Origin of the sequence: Nioella ostreopsis, from assembly GCF_004000255.1 — a bacterium.
Classification (GTDB): Bacteria; Pseudomonadota; Alphaproteobacteria; order Rhodobacterales; family Rhodobacteraceae; genus Nioella; species Nioella ostreopsis.
The window spans coordinates 302,594-323,157 of record NZ_RCIQ01000002.1 but is presented as its reverse complement, the minus strand read 5'-3'; the positions used below and the strand labels follow the sequence as shown (position 1 = coordinate 323,157).

General features: G+C 64.1%; 21 protein-coding genes. 12 read left to right on the top strand and 9 right to left on the bottom strand.

The annotated features are described in order from the left end of the window. Positions 1–5: 5 nt before the first annotated feature. The 11 genes from EP237_RS04145 to EP237_RS04095 all read left to right on the top strand — a co-directional run bounded on the left by EP237_RS04145 (position 6) and on the right by EP237_RS04095 (position 9,923). Positions 6–974 (top strand): type II secretion system F family protein, encoded by a 969-nt coding sequence (locus EP237_RS04145; RefSeq protein ID WP_127558405.1) that lies wholly within the window; start codon positions 6–8, stop codon positions 972–974. An 11-nt stretch (positions 975–985) separates the two neighbouring features. After that, complete coding sequence (locus EP237_RS04140) at positions 986–1,951, top strand: type II secretion system F family protein (RefSeq protein WP_071688845.1); 966 nt, start codon at positions 986–988, stop codon at positions 1,949–1,951. Positions 1,952–1,956: 5 nt separating this feature from the next. Beyond that, a complete protein-coding gene (locus EP237_RS04135; protein WP_127558403.1) occupies positions 1,957–2,529 on the top strand; it encodes a tetratricopeptide repeat protein in 573 nt (190 codons plus the stop codon). Between the two features lie 32 nt (positions 2,530–2,561). Further along, positions 2,562–3,407 (top strand): tetratricopeptide repeat protein, encoded by an 846-nt coding sequence (locus EP237_RS04130; RefSeq protein WP_127558401.1) that lies wholly within the window; start codon positions 2,562–2,564, stop codon positions 3,405–3,407. 10 nt (positions 3,408–3,417) lie between these two features. Continuing rightward, positions 3,418–3,939 (top strand): prepilin peptidase, encoded by a 522-nt coding sequence (locus EP237_RS04125; protein WP_127558399.1) that lies wholly within the window; start codon positions 3,418–3,420, stop codon positions 3,937–3,939. A 68-nt stretch (positions 3,940–4,007) separates the two neighbouring features. Then, a complete protein-coding gene (locus EP237_RS04120; RefSeq protein ID WP_127558397.1) occupies positions 4,008–5,324 on the top strand; it encodes an ATPase in 1,317 nt (438 codons plus the stop codon). 129 nt (positions 5,325–5,453) lie between these two features. Continuing rightward, entirely contained in the window at positions 5,454–7,862 is a 2,409-nt protein-coding gene (locus EP237_RS04115) for a ligase-associated DNA damage response DEXH box helicase (RefSeq protein ID WP_127558395.1), read from the top strand. A 79-nt stretch (positions 7,863–7,941) separates the two neighbouring features. After that, positions 7,942–8,604 (top strand): ligase-associated DNA damage response endonuclease PdeM, encoded by a 663-nt coding sequence (pdeM, locus tag EP237_RS04110; RefSeq protein WP_127558393.1) that lies wholly within the window; start codon positions 7,942–7,944, stop codon positions 8,602–8,604. A gap of 78 nt (positions 8,605–8,682) precedes the next feature. Further along, positions 8,683–9,087, top strand: coding sequence for a PaaI family thioesterase (locus EP237_RS04105; RefSeq protein WP_127558391.1), 405 nt, complete (start codon positions 8,683–8,685; stop codon positions 9,085–9,087). 46 nt (positions 9,088–9,133) lie between these two features. After that, the gene (locus EP237_RS04100) at positions 9,134–9,466 is read left to right on the top strand and encodes an ArsR/SmtB family transcription factor (RefSeq protein ID WP_127558389.1); all 333 of its coding nucleotides are present in this window, start codon (positions 9,134–9,136) and stop codon (positions 9,464–9,466) included. Next, the gene (locus EP237_RS04095) at positions 9,456–9,923 is read left to right on the top strand and encodes an SRPBCC domain-containing protein (protein WP_127558387.1); all 468 of its coding nucleotides are present in this window, start codon (positions 9,456–9,458) and stop codon (positions 9,921–9,923) included. The genes EP237_RS04100 and EP237_RS04095 overlap by 11 nt, the downstream gene beginning before the upstream one ends. Positions 9,924–9,941: 18 nt before the next feature. On the opposite strand, the gene EP237_RS04090 is transcribed toward EP237_RS04095, so the two are convergent. From EP237_RS04090 to EP237_RS04070, 5 genes are all read right to left on the bottom strand, one after another. Beyond that, on the bottom strand, positions 9,942–10,580 hold the full coding sequence (locus EP237_RS04090) for a CDGSH iron-sulfur domain-containing protein (RefSeq protein ID WP_127558385.1): 639 nt from the start codon (positions 10,578–10,580) through the stop codon (positions 9,942–9,944). 374 nt (positions 10,581–10,954) lie between these two features. Continuing rightward, positions 10,955–11,854, bottom strand: coding sequence for a bifunctional methylenetetrahydrofolate dehydrogenase/methenyltetrahydrofolate cyclohydrolase FolD (gene folD / locus EP237_RS04085; protein WP_127558383.1), 900 nt, complete (start codon positions 11,852–11,854; stop codon positions 10,955–10,957). Beyond that, a complete protein-coding gene (locus EP237_RS04080) occupies positions 11,851–12,168 on the bottom strand; it encodes a chorismate mutase (RefSeq protein ID WP_127558381.1) in 318 nt (105 codons plus the stop codon). Before EP237_RS04080 ends, folD begins: the two co-directional genes overlap by 4 nt. Before the next feature lie 3 nt (positions 12,169–12,171). Continuing rightward, positions 12,172–13,065: a bifunctional 5,10-methylenetetrahydrofolate dehydrogenase/5,10-methenyltetrahydrofolate cyclohydrolase gene (locus EP237_RS04075; protein ID WP_127558379.1), complete on the bottom strand. Its 894-nt coding sequence runs from the start codon at positions 13,063–13,065 to the stop codon at positions 12,172–12,174. An 80-nt stretch (positions 13,066–13,145) separates the two neighbouring features. Then, positions 13,146–14,822, bottom strand: a complete 1,677-nt coding sequence (locus tag EP237_RS04070) for a formate--tetrahydrofolate ligase (RefSeq protein WP_127558377.1) — start codon at positions 14,820–14,822, stop codon at positions 13,146–13,148. 343 nt (positions 14,823–15,165) lie between these two features. Here EP237_RS04070 and EP237_RS04065 point away from each other — a divergent pair, with 343 nt between their 5' ends. Further along, on the top strand, positions 15,166–15,585 hold the full coding sequence (locus EP237_RS04065; protein ID WP_127558375.1) for a hypothetical protein: 420 nt from the start codon (positions 15,166–15,168) through the stop codon (positions 15,583–15,585). A 195-nt stretch (positions 15,586–15,780) separates the two neighbouring features. On the opposite strand, the gene EP237_RS04060 is transcribed toward EP237_RS04065, so the two are convergent. The 4 genes from EP237_RS04060 to ybgF form a co-directional block, all read right to left on the bottom strand. Further along, on the bottom strand, positions 15,781–16,383 hold the full coding sequence (locus EP237_RS04060) for an MOSC domain-containing protein (RefSeq protein WP_127558373.1): 603 nt from the start codon (positions 16,381–16,383) through the stop codon (positions 15,781–15,783). Between the two features lie 120 nt (positions 16,384–16,503). Continuing rightward, a complete protein-coding gene (ftsH, locus tag EP237_RS04055; protein WP_127558371.1) occupies positions 16,504–18,420 on the bottom strand; it encodes an ATP-dependent zinc metalloprotease FtsH in 1,917 nt (638 codons plus the stop codon). A gap of 78 nt (positions 18,421–18,498) precedes the next feature. Next, positions 18,499–19,743: a tRNA lysidine(34) synthetase TilS gene (gene tilS, locus EP237_RS04050; RefSeq protein ID WP_127558369.1), complete on the bottom strand. Its 1,245-nt coding sequence runs from the start codon at positions 19,741–19,743 to the stop codon at positions 18,499–18,501. Continuing rightward, positions 19,740–20,564, bottom strand: coding sequence for a tol-pal system protein YbgF (gene ybgF, locus EP237_RS04045; protein ID WP_127558368.1), 825 nt, complete (start codon positions 20,562–20,564; stop codon positions 19,740–19,742). Before ybgF ends, tilS begins: the two co-directional genes overlap by 4 nt.

Here is a 20,564-nt window from a genome sequence, read left to right as displayed (position 1 = left end):
CAGCCATGGAACTGAGTATCGAACCACTCATCTATATCGGCATCTTCGTCGGCATCCTGATGCTGGTCGAAGGCATCTACCTGATGGTCTTCGGCAAGTCGATCAGCCTGAATTCCCGCGTCAATCGCCGTCTGGACCTTCTCAACAAGGGGGCCAACCGCGAAGACGTGCTGGCCAAGCTGCGCAAGGAACTGGACCAGCACACCGGGTCGCGCGCGATCCCGCTCTATTCACTGATCGCCAGCAAGGCGCAGAAAGCCAGCATTGCCTTCACGCCGCAGCAGCTGATCCTGGTCATGATCGCCCTAGGCATTGCCGCCTTTGTCATGCTGACATTGATGACCGGTGCCTCGCTGCCCATTCGCGTGCTCGTCTCGGTGATCATGGGGATCGGCGGTGTTTTCATGTGGGTCAATTCCAAAGCCAAGAAGCGCCTTGCGATGATCGAGGAACAACTGCCCGATGCGGTGGATCTGCTGGTGCGGTCATTGCGTGTCGGCCACCCGTTCGTTTCGGCCATCAACACCGTCTCGAAAGAGGTCGCTGACCCGCTTGGCTCCGAGCTTGGCATCATCGCCGACGAGGCAGCCTATGGCCGCGATGTCAGCGAAGCCATCGCCGCAATGGCCGAACGGCTGGACATGCAGGATCTTCGCTTTCTGGCGGTGGCCGTCGGCATCCAGCAGAAATCGGGCGGCAACCTGGCCGAGATCCTCAATGGCCTGTCCAAGGTGATCCGCGCCCGTTTCAAGCTGTTCCGCCGGGTGAAAGCCATCACCGCCGAGGCCAAGTGGTCGGGCATGTTCCTGTCCGCCTTCCCGTTGCTGGCGCTGATCGGCATCAACGTGATGCAGCCCGACTACTACTCCGACGTCATGGAAACCCCCGCTTTCATCCCGGCCTGTGCCGTGGTGGCGGTCATGCTGGCGGCGAACTTCTTTTTCATGCGCCTGATGGTCAACATCAAGGTCTGAGGAACGGATAGATGAACCAGATCAACGACCTTATCGTCAGCTATCTCGGACCGCTCGGACCCCTGTTCGTGGTCGGCTTTCTCGGGCTTCTGCTTGTGGCCATGGGTCTGTCCGCCATCGTCTTCCGCAAGAAAGACCCGCTGACCAAGCTGCGCGACATGAACCGCGAGGGCACCTCGCCAGAGGTGCAGAAAGCGCTGCGCATTGGCGGCAAGAACGAGAAGCTGGACAAGTTCGCCCAGTTCCTCGAACCGCAGAACCAGGAAGAATTCAGCCAGATCCAGCTGACCCTGATGCGGGCGGGCTACCGGTCCAAGGGCGCGGTCCAGACTTTCCACTTCGCGCAATTCGCGCTTGGCATGGGGTTTCTGGCGCTTGGTGTGATCTACACGCTGATCGCCCCCGACATGGGCACCCAAAAGAGCATTCTCAGCGTGCTGATCCCCGGTGCCGTGGGCTATTACCTGCCGAAATACTGGGTCACCAAGCGCGTGCAAAAACGCGAAGAGGAAATCACCCAGGGCTTCCCGGACTCCCTCGACCTGATGCTGGTCTGCGTCGAGGCGGGTCAATCGCTGGACCAGGCCATTATCCGTGTCGCCAAGGAAATCCGGCCGTCGTTTGAATCGCTGGCCGACGAGTTCGAGATCGTCGCCTACGAGATGAAGGCCGGCAAGGACAAGGTGAAGGTGCTGCGCGATTTTGGCGAACGCTGCGGCGTGCAGGACGTGAACAGCTTCGTCACCGTGCTGATCCAGTCGGCCACCTTCGGCACCTCGATCGCCGATGCGCTGCGGGTCTATGCCGAGGAAATGCGGGACAAACGCGTGATGCGCGCCGAAGAAAAGGCCAACAAACTGCCGACGAAACTGACGCTCGGCACGATGATGTTCTGTCTGCCGCCGCTTCTGATCATCCTGATCGGCCCGTCGGTCTACGGCATCGCACAAAACCTTTCAGGAGGAGGAGGCTTCTGACGGACATGAGGTGGGGCAAGACTTTACTGGCAATCATGACCGTTCTCGGTCTGGCCGCGTGCGATCCCTCGCCGCGGCTTGCGCCGTTGAACGAAGGGCTCGACGCGCCCGAGGATCTCAACGTGCTCAGCGACGGGGTGGATCCGCTGATCGTGGGTCATCGGCTGATGGAGGCGGGCGAATACGACCTTGCCCTGCGCAGTTACCTGCGTGCGGCCGGTGACCGGGGCATGACCGGCGAGACGCTCTCCTCGCTCGGGTCGGCCAATCTGCAACTTGGACGGCTCGGCCAAGCCGAAGAGCTTCTGCGTCGCGCGGTCGAGGTCGATCCCGACTTCGTCCCGGCCTGGAACAACCTTGGCGTGGTGCTGATGGAACAGGGTGAATACGGCGAAGCCCGACAGGTTTTCCGGCAGGCTTACGCGCTCGACAGTGGCGAAAGCGACTCGATTCGCGAAAACCTGCGCTTGGCTATCGCGCGAATGGAAAATCCGGGCTATAGTCAAGACCATACAAATCAAAGCTTCGACCTGGAGCGTCGGGGTGGGGGGCGATACCTCCTGCTTTACGCGCCATGAACGGGGCAAGAACGAGCAGCAAGAGGCAGCGAATGCGCCCTATTATCCGGATCACGGCAGTGGTGTCTGTCGGGCTTGCCTTGGCGGCCTGCGACCAGACCCGGTCTGCCGATGTCGACCGTGCGCTGGACGGCGTCAACGTCATCGACGAAACCAACCTGAATGACATCATGCTGACATCGGCCGACCCCGATGAGGCGGTGACCTATTTCCGGCGCGCCAGCCGGGAAAACCCCGACCGCATCGACCTGCGCCGGGGGCTTGCCGCCAGCCTGATCCGTGCCGGCCATCACACCGAGGGCGTCACCGTCTGGCGGGCCGTCGTCAACAGCGACGAGGCCACCGATCAGGACCGTGTGGACTATGCGGGCGCCCTGATCCGAACCAATGACTGGGAGGAGGCCGAAGAGCAGCTCGACGCCGTGCCCCCCACCTTCGAGACTTATGAACGCTACCGGCTGGAGGCGATGATCGCCGACAGCAACGAGGAATGGGACCGCGCCGACAGTTTCTATGAAACCGCCGTCGGCCTGACCATGCGGCCCGCAGGCGTGCTGAACAACTGGGGCTTCTCCTATCTCACCCGCGGGGATTTCGACGCCGCCGAGCGGATGTTCATCGAGGCGATCAACTATGACCCCGATCTCTTCACCGCTAAGAACAACCTTGTGCTCGCCCGCGCCTCTCGCGGGCAGTACACGCTGCCGCTGGTGCAGATGACCCAGGTGGAACGGGCGCAGTTGCTGCACACCATGGCCATCGCCGCCATTCGCCGCGGTGACGTGGATATCGGCCGCGGCCTTCTGGAAGACGCCATCGACACCCACCCACAACATTTCGAAGCCGCCGTGCGTGCGCTTCGCACGCTGCAGAGCTGAGGAGACGACCATGACCCTTGCCATCAGCCAAATGGAAGCCCTCTGGTTCCTGCCCTTCGTCCTGCCGATCTGCATCTGGGTCGCCTGGTCGGACCTGCGCGAGATGCGCATCCCCAATGTCAGCGTTCTGGCGCTGGCGGGGGTGTTTGTCGTGGTGGGCCTGGCGCAGGTCGCCATGGACGTCATGGCCTTCAGCACCTGGTACATGCGCCTTGCGCAATTGGTGATCGTGCTGATCGCGGGCTTCATCATCACCTCGATCGGGCTGGCGGGCGCGGGCGATTCCAAGTTCGCCGCCGCCATGGCGCCTTTCGTGGCGCCGGGCGATTACCTGCTCTTCCTGACGCTCTTTGCGGCCGTCCTGATCGGGTCCTGGATCACCCATCGGGGGGCCGGCATGGTGCCCGCCGTGCGCCGCGCAACGCCTGACTGGGTGTCGTGGGACCGGGGCAAGCTCTTCCCCATGGGCGTCGCCCTGGCGGGCGCATTGGTGGTCTACCTGGCGCTTGGCGCCATGGGCAGCGGGGCTTAACGGCCCCGCAATCAAGACGGGCGATAGGACGGATCCGGGGGCATTTTCTGGCGAAAGGGTAACGCCCGATGAATATGCAAGCTGCTGACATGAACTCCTTTGCGCCGCCGATGCTGCGCAAGCTGGAGGATACCGGGCTTCAGATGGTGATGATGCGGGACATCCTGCTGAAAACCATCTTCCGCAAGAGCATAGAACAGACCAGCGCGATTGCCGAGGCGATCTGCCTGCCGATGCCCCTGACGCAACAGCTGGTCGACATGCTGCGAGACATGGGGCTGTTGCAGGCCATGGGCACGCTGCATGCGACATCTTCCTCGGAAATGGGCTATCAGCTGACCGATGCGGGCAAGGCGCGGGCGCTCGACGCGCTGTCGCAGTCGGAATATTACGGCGCCATGCCGATCCCGCTGGAGGCCTACAAGGAACAAACCAAGCGCCAGTCGGTCAAGAACGTCCAGATCACCCGCGATGCGCTGAACGGGTCCATGGGGCACCTCATTCTGCCCCCCGGCCTGATCGACCAGCTTGGCCCTGCCGTCAGCTCCGGCCGGTCGGTGCTGATGTATGGCCCGCCGGGCAACGGCAAATCCTCCATCGCGGAAGGCATCCGCGCCGCTCTTGGCGATACGATCTATGTGCCGCGGGCGATTTCATATGCCGGGCAGGTCATCACCCTGTTCGACCCGATCGTGCACACCCCCGTGGCGCAGCCCGCAGCCGAGGCAAGCAGCCTGCGCCGCCAGTCCAGCCGCTACGACACCCGCTACATCATGTGCAAGCGGCCCACGGTGATGACGGGGGGCGAGCTGTCGCTGTCGATGCTCGACCTCAACTACAACAAGACCTCACGCACCTATCAGGCGTCGTTGCAGCTGAAATCCACCGGCGGCGTCTTCATCGTCGACGACCTTGGCCGCCAGGAAGAACCGCCGCAGGCGCTGATCAACCGCTGGATCGTCCCGATGGAGGTGGGTTACGACATCCTGACCCTGCAATCGGGTGAGAAATTCGAAGTGCCCTTCGACACGCTGGTGGTGTTCTCGACCAACTTCCACCCCAATGACCTGTTCGATGGCGCGGCGCTAAGGCGGATCTTCTTCAAGGTCAAGATCGACGGGCCGACCCAGTCGGAGTTCCTCAAGATCTTCGCCATGGTCGCGAAGAAGAAGAAGGTGCCGCTGGACGAGGCATCGCTGCTGCACCTGCTGAAGAAGAAATACCCGACGGTGGACAATATCTACGCCAACTATCACGCGCCGTTTCTTCTGGATCAGATCATCGCCATCTGCGAGTTTGAGGGCATCCCCTACCAGATGCGCCCCGATCTGGTGGACAGGGCCTGGGAAAACCTCTTCGTCAAGCAGGAAACCATCGCCCACTAGCGGCGGAAGGATTTTGCAAAATCCTTTCACGCGTTTTCAAAACGCGTCCCCGCGCCCCGGTCAAAGGGAAGCGCGCCGAAACAACGGGCGTGCCTTCCCCAAGTCGCGCCATTGCCCTATCTCTGGATCATGACCGCCCTGCCCCCGATCATCGAAGACTGGTTTTCCCAACAGGGCTGGCATCTCCACCCCCATCAGCGCGCAATGTTCGACCGGTCCGGGGACCCCGCCCTGCTGCTCATCGCTCCCACAGGTGGCGGCAAGACCATGGCCGGGTTCCTGCCGACGCTGGCCGAGCTGGCAGGTGACAGCCACAAGGGGCTGCACACGCTCTATGTCTCGCCCCTGAAGGCGCTCGCCGCCGATATCAAGCGCAACCTGCGTCGCCCGGTCGAGGAGATGGGCCTGCCGATCCGCATCGAGGATCGCACCGGCGACACCCCTCAGTCGCGCCGCAAACGCCAGCGCGCCGACCCGCCGCATATCCTGCTGACCACGCCCGAAAGCCTCGCGCTGCTGACCTCATACGAGGACGCGGCCCACACGTTCCGGGGGCTCAAGCGGATCATCGTCGATGAAATCCACGCCCTCGCCGAAAGCAAGCGCGGCGACCAGCTCTTCCTTGCCCTCTCACGGTTGGAAACCCTCGCCCCCGGCCTGCGCCGCGTGGGCCTGTCGGCCACGGTCGAAGACCCGCCCGCGCTGGCGCAGCTTCTCGCCCGCGCGCCGGACCCCTGCCCGATCCTCAACGCCGATCCCGGCCCCGACCCCGATATCGCCATGCTGGAAACCGCAGAACACCCGCCATGGTCGGGCGGCGGCGGGGCCTACGCGATCCCGGCGGTGCTGGACCAGATCAGGCAGCACAAAACCACGCTCATCTTTCACAACACCCGCGCGCAGGCCGAGATTTTCTTTCACAATCTGTGGCTTGCGAATGAGGAGGGATTGCCCATCGGCATCCATCACGGGGCGCTGGCGCGTGAACAGCGCGAACGGGTCGAGGCCGCGATGGTTGCGGGGGATCTGCGCGCTATCGTTTGCACCGGCACGCTCGATCTGGGCATCGACTGGGGCGATGTGGATCTTGTCATTCAGGTCGGCGCCCCCAAGAACGTCAAGCGGCTGGTGCAGCGGATCGGGCGCGCCAACCACCGCTATAACGCGCCGTCAAAGGCGCTGCTGGTGCCCGCCAACCGTTTCGAGGTGGTGGAATGCGTGGCGGCGCTGGAGGCCGCGCGCGCCCATGCTTTGGACGGGGACCCGCGAGGGCCTGGGCCGCTCGACGTGCTCTGCCAACATATCCTGATCCGCGCTGCCGCCGGTCCCTTCGATGCCGACACCCTTTATGATGAGGTGAAAACCGTCGGTGCCTATGCAGACCTGCCCCGCACCACCTTCGACCGCTGTCTCGATTTCGCGGCGACCGGAGGCTATGCCCTGCGCGCCTATGATCAGTGGCAGCGGCTGGTGCAGCGTCCTGACGGCATGTGGCAGCTGCGCGACCCGAGGGGCGCAGCCCGCATCCGCATGAATATCGGCACCATCACCGACAGCGACAAACTGAAGGTACAGCTGAAACACCGGCGCGGTGGCAAGCCTTTGGGCGAGGTCGAGGAGGCCTTCGCCGCCACGCTCACCCAAGGCGATACCTTCCTGATCGGTGGCCATATCGTCCGCTATGAGGGCTTGCGCGAAATGGTGGTCGAGGTCAGCCGCGACAAGGGCCGAAAACCTAAGATCGCCGTCTTCTCGGGCACCAAGTTCGCCACCTCCACCCAGCTTTCCGACCGCATCCTGGCGATGTTCCGGCAGGATGGCTGGCCCAACCTGCCCCCGCACACCGCGGACTGGCTGGCCCTGCAACGAGAGGTCTCCAAACTTCCCGAACGCGACCGGCTGCTAGTCGAGACCTTTCCCCATGACGGGTTGCATCACCTGTGCCTTTACGGCTTTGCCGGTAAGAACGCGCAACAGACGCTCGGCCTTCTGGTCACGCAGAGGATGGAGGAACGGGGCCTCAACCCCATGGGTTTCGTCGCCACCGATTATGCCACGCTGATCTGGGGTCTGGACCCGGTCACCGACCCTGCCCCGCTGCTGGCCCGCGACGGGCTGCATCAGGCGCTGGAGGGCTGGCTCGCTGAAAACGCCGTGATGAAACGCACCTTCAAGACCTCGGCCATCGTCGCGGGCCTCATCGACCGCAACAGCCCCGGCGGCAAGCGCAAATCCGGGCGGCAGGCGACGTTTTCCACCGATATCCTCTATGACACGCTGCGCAAATACGACCCCGGCCACCTGATGCTGGACATCACAAGGCAAGAGGCCATGCGCGGGCTGGTGGATTTCGGCCGCATTGAACAGATGCTCGACCGGATCGGTGACCGCATCGACCACCTCAGCCTGCCCCGCGTCACCCCTTTGGCCGCGCCGCTCTTCCTTGAGGTCGGCAAGGTCCCCGTCAAGGGCAGCGCCGAGGATGTGATGATCGAACGCGAACGCAAGGCGCTGATGGACGCCGCCGGACTGGCATGAGGGGACCGCGATCCGACCGGTCTCGATCGTTGCCCCGATCCCTTGCGCCCCGCCCCCTGGACATGCGATGGAACGGACCATGAACGGACTGCCCTTCTCCTTCGCGGGCGAAACCCTGACCGCCCTGCCTTCCGGCGCGCTGCACTGGCCCGCGCGACGGCTCCTGTGCGTGTCTGACCTGCATCTGGGAAAATCCGAACGCATGGCCCGGCGCGGCGGCCCGATCCTGCCCCCCTATGAGGCGCGTGAAACCCTCACAAGGCTCGACGCCGATATCCGCGCCACCGACCCTGAAACCGTCCTCTGCCTCGGCGACAGTTTCGACGATCTCGACGCCATGCGCGCGTTGGAGGATCTGGCCCGCGCCATGCTCGCCACGCTGATGGCGGGCCGCCGCTGGATCTGGATCGAGGGCAATCACGACGCAGGCCCCGTCGATCTGGGCGGCAGCCACCTGCAGACCCACCACGACGCCCCGCTCAGCTTCCGCCATATCGCGACCCCCGATGCGACCGGCGAGATCTCCGGCCATTACCACCCCAAGGCACGGATCTCGCTCAAGGCCCGCAGCCTGACCCGCCCCTGTTTCCTGATCGACGACCAACGCCTGATCCTGCCCGCCTATGGCACCTATACCGGCGGGCTGCACAGCCACCGGCCACCGCTCAACACCCTGATGGGGCCGGGCGCGCGGGCCATCCTGCTGGCCAATCCCCCCCTTGCCGTCCCCATGCCCCGCTAGAGGACGCTGCGTTCTTTCCACACCCGCTTGCCGCACCCCCTGTCCCTCGGCAGGATAGCCGGACAGGGGGAACAGGACATGGACCAACGCATTCGCGACAGCTTCGACAAACAGGGGTTGATGACCAGCCTCGATGCGTGCATCGACAGCATCGACAAAGGCCGCGTCGTCATTTCCGCCCCGATCCGGCCCGAGAGCAGCCAACAGCACGGCTTCGCCCATGCTGGCCTGACCTTCGCCCTTGGCGACAGCGCCGCAGGCTATTCCGCGCTGACCACTATGGCAGACGGCGCCGAGGTGCTGACCGCCGAAATGAAGATCAACCTCATCGCCCCTGCCGATGGCACAAGGCTGATCGCGACCGGGGAAGTCATCAAACCCGGCCGCCGCCTCGTAGTGACCCGCGCCACGGTGGAAACCGAATATGCCGATGGTCGCCGCAAGATCGTGGCGGTGCTTCAAGGAACAATGGTGCCGGTCTGACACCCCTCTGGTAAACATAATCGAATCGTTATATACGTGATTCGTTATGAAAGCCTCGATGGACAGCCTCTTTTCAGCTCTCGCTGACCCGACCCGCCGCGCGATCCTCGACCGGTTGCGCAAGGGAGAGGCCAGCGCCAGCGATCTCGCCCGCCCCTTCGAGCTGTCGCAACCGGCGGTGTCACGCCATTTGCGCACCTTGCGAGAGGCAGGGCTCATCGACGACCGCCGCGCCGGGACAAAGCGCATGTTCCGCCTGAAGCCACACCGATTGTCCGAGCTCGACGCCTGGCTCGACCGTTTCCGCACAAATATGGAAGCCAGCTATGCCCGGCTAGACACTCTCCTGACCGAAAAGGACCCTGACGATGCCCCTTGAAACCAAGCTTGTAGGGGACAAACAGCTTGTCCTGACGCGGGCCTTCGCCGCCCCACCCGACCGCGTCTACCGCGCCCATACCGAGGCCGCCCTCGTCCGCCAATGGATGTCCGGCACCATGGGCTACGTGATCGCGGAGTGCAGCTATGACGCCCGCCCCGGCGGCAGCTACCGGGTGGTCTGGGAAAGTGCGGATGGCGACATGCCAAGCTTCTCCGTCTCAGGTGAATTCCTCGCCCTCGACCCGCCGCACCGGATTGAACAAGTGGAACGCATGCACCTGCCGGAGATGACCACAAGCGACAATCACATCGTCACGGAGTTTGCCGCGCAAGGTGATGGCACCCTGATGACCATAACCATGACATTTGAGAGCCGTGAGGCCCGGGATGACACCATCGCCACCGGCATGGCCGAAGGGATGGAGGCCTGCTACCTGCAGCTCGATACGCTTTAGGGGCGAGCGCCGGGCCGCTCAGTCCCTTTCCGTGGTAAACCCTGCCGGTTTGTGACTGCCATCGCAGAAGGGCTTGTTCGCCGACTGCCCGCAGCGGCAGAGGAATAGCTTCTCGGCCCGCGCGATCCGCGCCCCGGTGCCAGAGGTGACCTCGACGGGCCCCACCAGCCCGACCGGGCCATTGGGCACCGGCCTGACCTCCAGCGCCTCGCCCACCTGCGTCTCGCTGTCCTTGTCGGATGGTGCAGGTTCTCCGGTCGCGGTGAACCCGGCTTTCACATGGGAATGGTCGCAGAACGGCTTGTTTGCGGACTGGCCGCAGCGGCAGAGCGTCATGCGCGTAAACCGCTCCTCCCCCATGCGCAGATCGCCCGACAGCTCCACCGGCCCATTCTCCTGCACCCGCACCCGGTTGATCGGTTTGGGCCGCTCCTCGCCGCCCCCATCGAGCCGCCGGTAGGTCAGCGCCCCGGACGGGCAGGTCCGGATCATCGCCGCAATCTCCTCGGCCGGGGCCGCGTCCGGCGCAACCCAGGGCCGCCGGGACGGGTCGAAGACCTGCGGCAGGCTCAGGAAACAATTGCGCGCATGGATGCAGCGCGACATCTCAAAGCTGATCTCGATATCGGTGCCGAGGTAGCTGCGGGGCTTGGCCATGAGGACCTCCTGTCTCGGGCGCATGCCGACAAGCATAGCCGACCTGCCCGATCTCCCCAAGCCGCAGCGCCGGTCATGAAAGATCACANCGATCTCCCCAAGCCGCAGCGCCGGTCATGAAAGATCACACCCTTTCAGCTTGGCCCAAATACCTCCGCCGGAGGCATCCAGCCCTCTCAACCAGAGAATCTCCTGACCCGGTACGCATCCCTCTCCGATCTTCCGTGGCAACGCGGCATGACGAGGCCTCCGGCGTCAGCCGGGGGTTGAGGAGGGCCGCTCGCGGGTCGACGCCAAAGGCGGCGAAACCGCTTTTCGTCTGCACGGGGAGTGTACAGGGGGTGCACGCAAGGCACCCCCCTAATATCAGCCCGTCAGGCGGTCAGGCCTTCCGGCTCCGCCAGCCCGTTCGCGCGGCAACAGGCGGTCAGGGTATTGGCCAGAAGGCAGGCGATGGTCATCGGCCCCACCCCGCCCGGCACCGGCGTGATCGCACCCGCGACCTCGGCGCAGCTGGCGTAGTCCACATCGCCGACCAGCTTGGTTTTCTCCGGGTTTTCCGGGTGCTGGATGCGGTTGATGCCCACGTCGATCACGGTGGCGCCCGGTTTGACCCAGTCGCCGGGGATCATCTCGGGCCGACCCACGGCCGCCACCAGAATATCCGCCCCCCGACACACCGCGCCGAGGTCCTTCGTCCGCGAATGCGCGATCGTGACTGTGCAGCTATCCCCCAGCAAAAGCTGCGCCATCGGCTTGCCCACGATGTTCGAGCGTCCGACGACAACCGCGTTCATCCCCGACAGAGACCCATGGTGGTCGCGCAGCATCATCAGGCAGCCCAGGGGCGTACAGGGCACCATGCTCTTCTGCCCCGTGCCAAGCAGGCCGACATTGGAGATATGGAACCCGTCCACATCCTTCGCAGGGTCGATGGAGTTGATCACGAGATCGGAATTCAGATGCCCGGGCAGAGGCAGCTGCACCAGGATGCCGTGCACCGCGGGGTCATTGTTCAGCCGGGCGATCAGCGCCAGCAGATCCGCCTCAGAGGTATCCGCCTCCAGCTTGTGCTCATAGCTGTTCATGCCGACCTCGACGGTCTGCTTGCCCTTCGAGCGGACATAGACCTGGCTGGCCGGGTCCTCGCCCACCAACACCACGGCAAGTCCGGGGGTGATCCCGTTTTCTTCCTTCAGCCGGGCCACATGCTCGGCGACCTGCGCGCGGACTTTGGCCGCAAAGGCCTTTCCGTCGATAATGGTTGCACTCATCCGTCTTTCCCTTCCTTACCGATGACCCGCTCTTCGCGGGCGATCACCGTCTCAATCATGATCCGCCACATGGATTCCGCAAGATCCGCATCCATGCCCGCCGCCTCTGCCCGTGCCCGGACGTGGTCCAGAACCTGCCGCACCCGTGACGGGGCCGCCGCTGCGATGCCCTCGCGCGCCTTCAGCTCCGGCGCGCGATCCGTGTAGCTCTGACGCTCAGCCAAAAGCACCAGCAGCGCCTCGTCAATCTCGTCGATGCAGGTCCGCAGCTCTGCCATCGTTTGCACGGCATCCGGCGCGGGGCGATTGGCCATTGCTCAGACCTCCGTATTCGCAAAGGCCGCGCGGTAATGATCCATCTGCATCCGCGTCGCCAGAACGGCGTTCTTCATCAGCGTGGCGACCGTCACCGGTCCGACGCCGCCGGGCACCGGCGTGATCCAGCCCGCAACCTCGGCGCAGCTGTCGAAATCGGCGTCGCCCACGGTTTTCGGGCCGTCCGCTGTCTCGATCCGGTTGATCCCGATATCAATCAGCGCCGCGCCGGGTTTCAGCATGTCGCCGGTGACCAGCCCCGGCTTGCCCACGGCCACGAAGACCGCGTCAGCCGCCCGGCTATGCATGGCGACCGAGCGGGTCATGTGGTGGCAGACAGTAACTGTCGCGCCAAGCCCCATCAGAAGGAAGGCAATCGGTTTGCCGACGATCTCGGAATGGCCGATCACGGTGACGTTGAGCCCCTCCATCGGCAGGGGAAGCGTCTTGAGGATTTCCACCGCCGCTACGGCCGTACAGGGCCCGAGCGCCAGGTCGTTATAGACGATGTTGCCAATGGAGGCGGGGTGCATGCCCTCCACATCCTTCAGCGGATGCACCGCCTTTTGCAGCACCTTTACCGGGATATGGGCGGGTAGCGGACGCTGGATGATGATGCCATTCACACGCGGGTCGGCATTGAGGCCCTGAAGAATACCGGTCAACTGCTCCAGCGAGGTTTCCGCCGGGTAGTTCCGCGCCTCGAAGGCCACGCCCGCGCTTTCAGCGCTGCGCTGCTGGTTGCGCACGTACAGCTCCGCCGCGGCGGTGTCGCCCACGGAAACCGACACGAGCTTGGGTTGCCACCCGGCGGCGGCCAGCTCTTCTGCCTCTTGCAGGACCCGTGCCCGCATATCTGCGGCGATGGCCTTTCCGTCGATCAGGGCTGCACGCATGTGCGGGACTTCCTCATGTGGGATCGTGAAAAGCGCAAGGCAAAGGGGCGGCCCGAAAACCGCCCCCTTGTCTAACGGACTTAGAAGAGCCCTTCGACGAGGCCTTCCTCGTTGATGCGGATGTTTTCCGCAGCAGGAACGCGCGGCAGGCCGGGCATGGTCATGATCTCGCCGCAGATCACCACGACGAAGCCAGCACCCGCTGACAGGCGCACTTCACGCACCGGCACCGAGTGGCCAGTGGGCGCGCCACGGCGGTTCGGGTCGGTGGTGAAGGAGTACTGGGTTTTCGCCATGCAGACCGGCAGCTTGCCATAGCCCGCGTCTTCCCATTCCTTCAGCTGGTTGCGGATCTTGCCATCGGCCAGAACCTCATCCGCGCGGTAGATACGTTTGGCAACGGTCTCGATCTTCTCGAAGAGGCTGAGATCGTCCGAGTAGAGCGGCGCGAAGTTGGCCATGTCGGCATCGGCGATTTCCGCTACGCGGGTCGCCAGTTCCTTGGTGCCTTCAGAGCCCTTGGCCCAGTGCTGGCACAGGATCGCTTCCGATCCCATTTCGGCAACGTAGTCCTTGACCGCCTGCACTTCCGCGTCGGTGTCGGTGACGAAGTGGTTGATTGCCACGACGACCGGCACGCCGAAGGATTTGACGTTCTCGATGTGACGACCGAGGTTCGGGCAGCCCTTCTTGACGGCCTCGACGTTTTCCGGGCCCAGATCGGCCTTGGCAACGCCGCCGTTCATCTTCATCGCACGCACGGTGGCCACGACCACCACGCAGGAGGGCGCGAGACCCGCCTTGCGGCACTTGATGTTCATGAACTTCTCGGCCCCCAGGTCGGCGCCGAAGCCTGCCTCGGTCACCACATAGTCGGCCAGTTTCAGCGCGGTGGTGGTGGCCGTGACGGAGTTGCAGCCATGGGCGATGTTGGCGAAGGGGCCGCCATGCACGAAGGCGGGGTTGTTTTCCAGCGTCTGCACCAGGTTCGGCTGCATCGCATCGCGCAGCAGCACGGTCATGGCACCATCGGCCTTGATGTCGCGGCAATAGATCGGGCTGCGGTCGCGGCGGTAGGCCACGATCATGTCACCCAGACGATGCTGCAGATCCGACAGGTCCTTGGCAAGACAGAGGATCGCCATGACCTCGGAGGCCACGGTGATGTCGAACCCGGTCTGACGGGGGAAGCCGTTGGACACACCGCCAAGCGACGTCACGGTGTCGCGCAGCGCCCGGTCGTTCATGTCGAGAACCCGGCGCCAGGACACGCGACGCTCGTCGATCTCCAGTTCGTTGCCCCAGTAGATGTGGTTGTCGATCATCGCCGACAGCAGGTTGTGGGCCGAGGTGATGGCGTGGAAATCGCCGGTGAAGTGCAGGTTCATTTCCTCCATCGGAACCACTTGCGCATATCCGCCGCCAGCCGCGCCGCCCTTCATGCCGAAATTCGGCCCGAGCGAGGCTTCGCGGATGCAGATCGCGGCGTTCTTGCCGATGGCGCAGAGACCGTCGCCCAGACCCACGGTGGTGGTGGTCTTGCCCTCGCCCGCGGGCGTCGGGTTGATCGCGGTCACGAGGATCAGCTTGCCGTCCTGGCGGTCCTGCACGGAGTTGATGAAGTCCTGGCTGACCTTGGCCTTGTCATGGCCGTAGGGCAGCAGATGATCGGAGGGGATGCCAAGCTTGTCGCCGATTTCCTGAATCGGGCGTTTCTTCGCTTCGCGGGCAATTTGGATATCGGTTTTGAAGGCCATTTTGAGTCGGTCCTGTTGGCAGAGGCGGTTGTCTGGGCTCAACCCATAGCGTCAATGCTTCAACCGGACAGGAGCATTTCCGACCTTTTCAGGGCTTCATCCGCCAATTCCTGTTTCCGATGCGCGGCGGGAAAAAACTTTTGAACCAGGACGAGGCGCCACACGACAGATTGATACATAACGCGCCATAACGTTCCGGAGAAATCAAATGTCTGCTCCCATCCTTCTGATCCACGCAGGTTTCGGCATCGGCATCAGCCTGGGGCTGTCGCTTCTGGCGCTGGTATGAGACGCCTCCAAGGCCGTCTCCCTCCCCTATCGAAAGACACATCCTGAGCGCAGAATGACGACCGACCTGCCAGCACATGGCGAAACGACGGACCGCGCGAATGGACCCCGCAGGCGTCGCATCTATTACCTGATCGACGCCTTTTTCCTTGCAACGGCATTGAAGTCTCATGCCACCCAATGGGTGCGTCAGCGGATGCCCATGGGCGATGTGGAGAACCCATACTTTCCGGGGTGCACGGCGCGACAGGTCGATCTGCATTACAGCTTCGCGCCCGGTCGCATCAACTGTTCTGACGATGTCCCCTGGGGGTGGCTTCTGGAACACCTGGGAAATTCCTTCGGACACGCACGGCCATCCGCCTTTCTGAACGGATCGGAACTCTTCTTCACGGTTCTCATCCTCTACGCCCATATTCACGTCGCCTATGCCGTTTTCCGCATAGCCTACCTGGCCTGGCGAAAACGTCTCTGACAGAGCGATCACGCACAGTTTTCACGGACATATCGCTCAAGAAATTTCACCCCACCTGCCGCAAGTCTGATCCCGGCGCAGGGACCGGTTGCAGAACGCGCGTAGGGAAACTGCCGATGGCTTGTCTCACGTCATGAGACGCCCCCCAATCGCGGGGATGTGGTCGCAGACCCGGATGTTCTGCAAGTGGGGGGCCTAGTCCAGCCCGCGCGCCTTGGACAGGTGCGGCCAGACAGGCTGATCGGGGATATGCAGGCGCAGGTCATCCCCCACGCTCAGCACGCCTTCCCGTTCCACCCAGGCCGTGACGCCGCGCCGCCCCTGTGCCGCGGTCTTGAACGCCTTGCCATGGCCCGGCCCTTCGGCATCGATCGGTTTGGCGGGCAGGTGACAGGGGCGGTTTTCCATGTCGATGACCAGCGTCACGCCATCGGGCCCCTGCAGGCGCGACGACGGCGGCACATGGGTGAAATCGGGGATGCCCTCGATCACCAGACTTGCCCCCACAAGGCTCGGGTCGAGCGCGTCCACCCCCATATCGGCAGCGGTTGCGGCAAGCTCCTCGGCACTGAGCACCGTCAGTTGGCGGACATTGCGGATTTCAGTGCCCCGAGGGTGCTGGGACGTCACCCGGCTGCAGGAGGGCCGTGTGAGCCCTGCATGTGTCTCCCCGTCAAATCCCGCAAACCCGAGCGTCATGCTGTCCAGCGACCGCGACGGCAGACCCGCCTCGCGGTCGGGATTGGCCCCAAGCCAGATCACGCGCGCGGTGAATGAGGTGGGGAGCAAAGCAGGCATGGGAATTCCTTTCCGGTTGACGCGCCCAGATGTGACTCTAGGGCCGGAAAGGTGCAAGGGACAGGTCGCAGAAAAGAAGAACCCCGGCGCTGTGGCCGGGGTTCTCGTGGTCTGTTTCGATCAGGTGGTCGGCTCAGGCTCCAGGCTGCCATCGTCAGACGGCTTGGCCTTGGGCTTGGTCTTGGGGATGGCCGTGACCGAGGCTGTGCCGCCGGTGTCGGTGTCGTCGTCATCCTCGCCCCGGTTCAGAGGCTCGCCCGCGATCACCTTGGTGATCTCGCTGCCGGTCAGGGTCTCGTATTCCAGCAGACCCTGCGCCAGACGTTCCAGATCGTCGTGCTTTTCGGTCAGGATGCGCTTGGCAGTCTGGTAGCCTTCGTCCACCAGTTCCTTGACCTTGTCGTCAATGATCTTCTGCGTCGCCGCCGAATGGTTGGTGCCACCGCCGTAAGACCCCAGATGCGACTGCTGCTCGTTGGCGTAGTCGACAAAGCCCAGTTCCTCGGCATAGCCGAACTGGGTCACCATGGCGCGGGCAATGCGGGTCACCTGCTGAATGTCCGAGGCCGCGCCCGAGGTCACGTTTTCCGGGCCGAAGATCAGCTCTTCCGCCACGCGACCGCCCATGGCCATGGCAATCTTGGAGGTGTATTTGGTGTAGCTCACCGATAGCTGGTCCCGTTCCGGCAGGCTCAGCACAAGGCCAAGCGCCCGGCCACGCGGGATGATCGTCGCCTTGTGGATCGGATCGTGCTGCGGGACGTTGAGGCCGACGATGGCGTGACCGGCCTCATGGTAGGCGGTCAGCTTCTTTTCGTCCTCGGTCATGACCATGGACCGGCGTTCGGCCCCCATCATCACCTTGTCCTTGGCGTTCTCGAAATCCTCCATCGTCACGAAACGACGACCGACGCGGGCAGCCATCAGCGCCGCCTCGTTCACGAGGTTGGCCAGATCGGCGCCGGAGAACCCGGGCGTCCCGCGCGCGATGATGCGCAGGTCCACATCCGGGCCAAGCGGCACCTTGCGGGCGTGAACGCCAAGGATCTTGTCGCGGCCCTTGATGTCGGGGTTCGGCACCTGCACCTGACGGTCGAAGCGGCCCGGACGCAACAGCGCGGGGTCCAGAACGTCGGGGCGGTTGGTGGCCGCGACGATGATGATGCCCTCATTGGCCTCGAACCCGTCCATCTCGACCAGCAACTGGTTCAGCGTCTGTTCGCGCTCGTCATTGCCGCCGCCATAGCCCACGCCACGCGACCGGCCCACGGCGTCGATTTCGTCGATGAAGACGATACAGGGCGCGTTCTTCTTGGCCTGCTCGAACATGTCGCGAACGCGGGAGGCACCCACACCCACGAACATTTCCACGAAGTCGGAACCCGAGATGGTAAAGAAGGGTACGCCCGCTTCACCCGCGATGGCACGGGCCAGCAGCGTCTTACCAGTACCCGGAGGACCCACCAGCAGCGCGCCTTTCGGGATCTTGCCGCCAAGGCGGCTGAACTTCTGCGGATTGCGCAGGAATTCGACGATCTCTTCCAGTTCTTCCTTGGCCTCGTCGATGCCCGCCACGTCATCAAAGGTCACGCGGCCCGATTTCTCGGTCAGCAGCTTGGCCTTGGACTTGCCGAAGCCCATGGCCCCGCCACGTCCACCGCCCTGCATCCGGTTCATGAAGAAGATCCACACGCCGATCAGCACCAGCACCGGCAGCCACATCATCAGACCGGCCATGAAGCCCGACTGTTCCTGCGGCCGCGCCTGAATGCGCACATCGTTTTCCAGAAGCACCGGGGTTACGTCCACTTCGGACGGACGGGTCGTCTCGAAAGAGCCTTGCCCGGTGGTGAACTGGATCGTCTCGCCATCCAGCACCACGTTGCTGACGGACCCGCTTTCGACCTGCGCGATGAAGTCGGAATAAGCGACGCTGCGCGCGCTGACCGTGGACTGGTTACCGCTGAACAGGTTGAACAGCGCAAGGATCAACAGGAACAGGATGACCCAGAAGGCGATATTTCTCGCATTGCCCAAGAGAATTCTCCTTACATCGGCGCCCGGGGAAAGCCCGCGCCGGACACTGTGCCTAAAATAGGCATGCAGCCCCTGACTTCAATGCGATTTTATTGTCGCGTGAAAACCCGCCGATGCGGCATATTCGCAAAGGATCGCGTCTTGGTTCCAGAAACCGGGTACGGCAAGCAGAAGATCGCCCTGCCAGACCCCCGGCCAGGACAGCATCGCGGCATGGGACAAGGTCGCCGGGCGGTCCCATTGCGCAAGGCCGTTTTCCCCCAGGGGCCGGATCGTGGCATTGCCCTGACCGGGGGCCTCGATACACCAGCGACCGTCCCAGATCTGCTCTCCATCGGCAGCGCATTGGCTGTGCTCTACCGCCTTGAATTCACGCACCATCATCAGGCCGTCCCGCGACGGGATCAGGCGGCATCCCTGCAAGGTGCCGCCCTGACCGTTCAACGCCCGGTCCAGCGTGGCCGAAAGCGATGCCAGCCGCGGTTTGTAGGGCGCGCCCGACAGGCAGGCCAGGCCGTGGGCCACCAGACGCAGCCGGGTTTCCTCTTCGGTCTGCTCCAGCCCCTCGCGGTCGAAGATCAGTAGCCCCTGTCGGTCGGTCACGATCCCGTCAGCCACATCCGCAGCCCGCGCCAGCAGCGCTACCCGCGCCCGGGCAAGCGACGCCGCAGTGTCCGCCAACCGGGCGGCATCAAGCCCGAACGGGGCCAGCTGAGTCAGCAGACGACGGGCGCGCACCCGGTCATAGCGGGGGTCGTCATTGGTCGGGTCTTCAAACCAGCGCATCCCCTGCCGGGTCAGCCAGATGCGCAGATCGGCGCGGCTCTCGCCGAGAACCGGACGCAGGATGTCGTCGCGGCCAAAGCGGCCCTCAGGCATCGCCGAGAGCCCGTCCACCCCCGATCCGCGCGCCAGCCGCATCAGCACGGTTTCCGCCTGATCGTCCTGTGTGTGGCCCAGAAGGATCGCGCCGATCCCTTCGCGCGCACAGAAATCCCGCATCAGGGCATAGCGGGCGTCTCGGGCGGCGGCTGGCAGATTGCCCTTGCCGTCCCACCCGGTCCAGTACAGCGTGTCGTGCTGTGCCCCCATGCGCATCGCCTCACGTGCGACCAGCAAGGCCTCGTCGCCCGCCTCTGGCCGCAGCCCGTGATCGACCGTCAGCGCGTGGATGCGGCAATGGTTCTCCTCGGCCCAGTCACAGGCCAGCCCAAGCAGCGCCAGCGAATCCCCGCCGCCAGAGACCGCGACCGCCAGCCTTTCGGGCCGGTGCCCCGCCAGCAGCCGCTCCATCGCGGCGGCGAAGCGGGCATCAAGCGTCAATTGCAGCCGATCCGCGTCATGGCGGCGCGGGAGTCCAGCACGATGGAAGAGGCAGGATAGCGCACCTCGACCTCGCCAAGGGTCAGGCAGGCCTCATCGCGCTGTCCCAACTCGTTCAGACTGGTGCCCAAACGGTACAGGCTTTCGGGGGCACGAGGGGCGTCGGGCGCACCGCTGAAGCTGGCCAGATAGGCCCGCGCGGCGCGGTTCCACGCGCCTTGAGCGGCCTCGGCCTCGCCCCGCCAGAAATGCGCCTCGGCGCTGAGTGCGCCGCCGGGATAGGTGTCGGTATAGGCCTGGAAGCCCTGTGCGGCCCCGGCGAAATCGCCTTCGTCATAGGCAGCCATCGCGCGGTCGAAATCGCTTTGCTCGGCTTCGGCAAGGCGCGGTCCGTTGGAGCCGCTCGTCACTGGCAAGGCTGGTGTTGCAACCGGCGCGCTGCCACCGCCAAGCGTCGGCGTGTCCCCAAGCGACCCGATATCGCAGTCGTCCTCCAACTCACATAGGCGAAACTCCAGATCACCAATCCGGTTTGTGCCGTCGCTAACGATGCTGTCCACCCGGATCTGCAGATCTTCCGTGGCGCGGGTCAGACGGCGCAGCTCGCTTTCAATGGCATCGACCCGTTCCAGCGTGCTGCCCACGGCGGTGCCGCTCGGCCCGCCGGTGGTAGACAACTCCGTGCGCAGGCGCTGGATCTCGACCCAGAGGACCGACAGTTCCTGGCGGATATCGGCCAGGGTCCCGGACCGGCTTTGCGCCAGCGCCGCCGGGGCAGGCAGCGCCAGCAGGACAAGGGCGAAGATCAGCGCGCGGGGCAT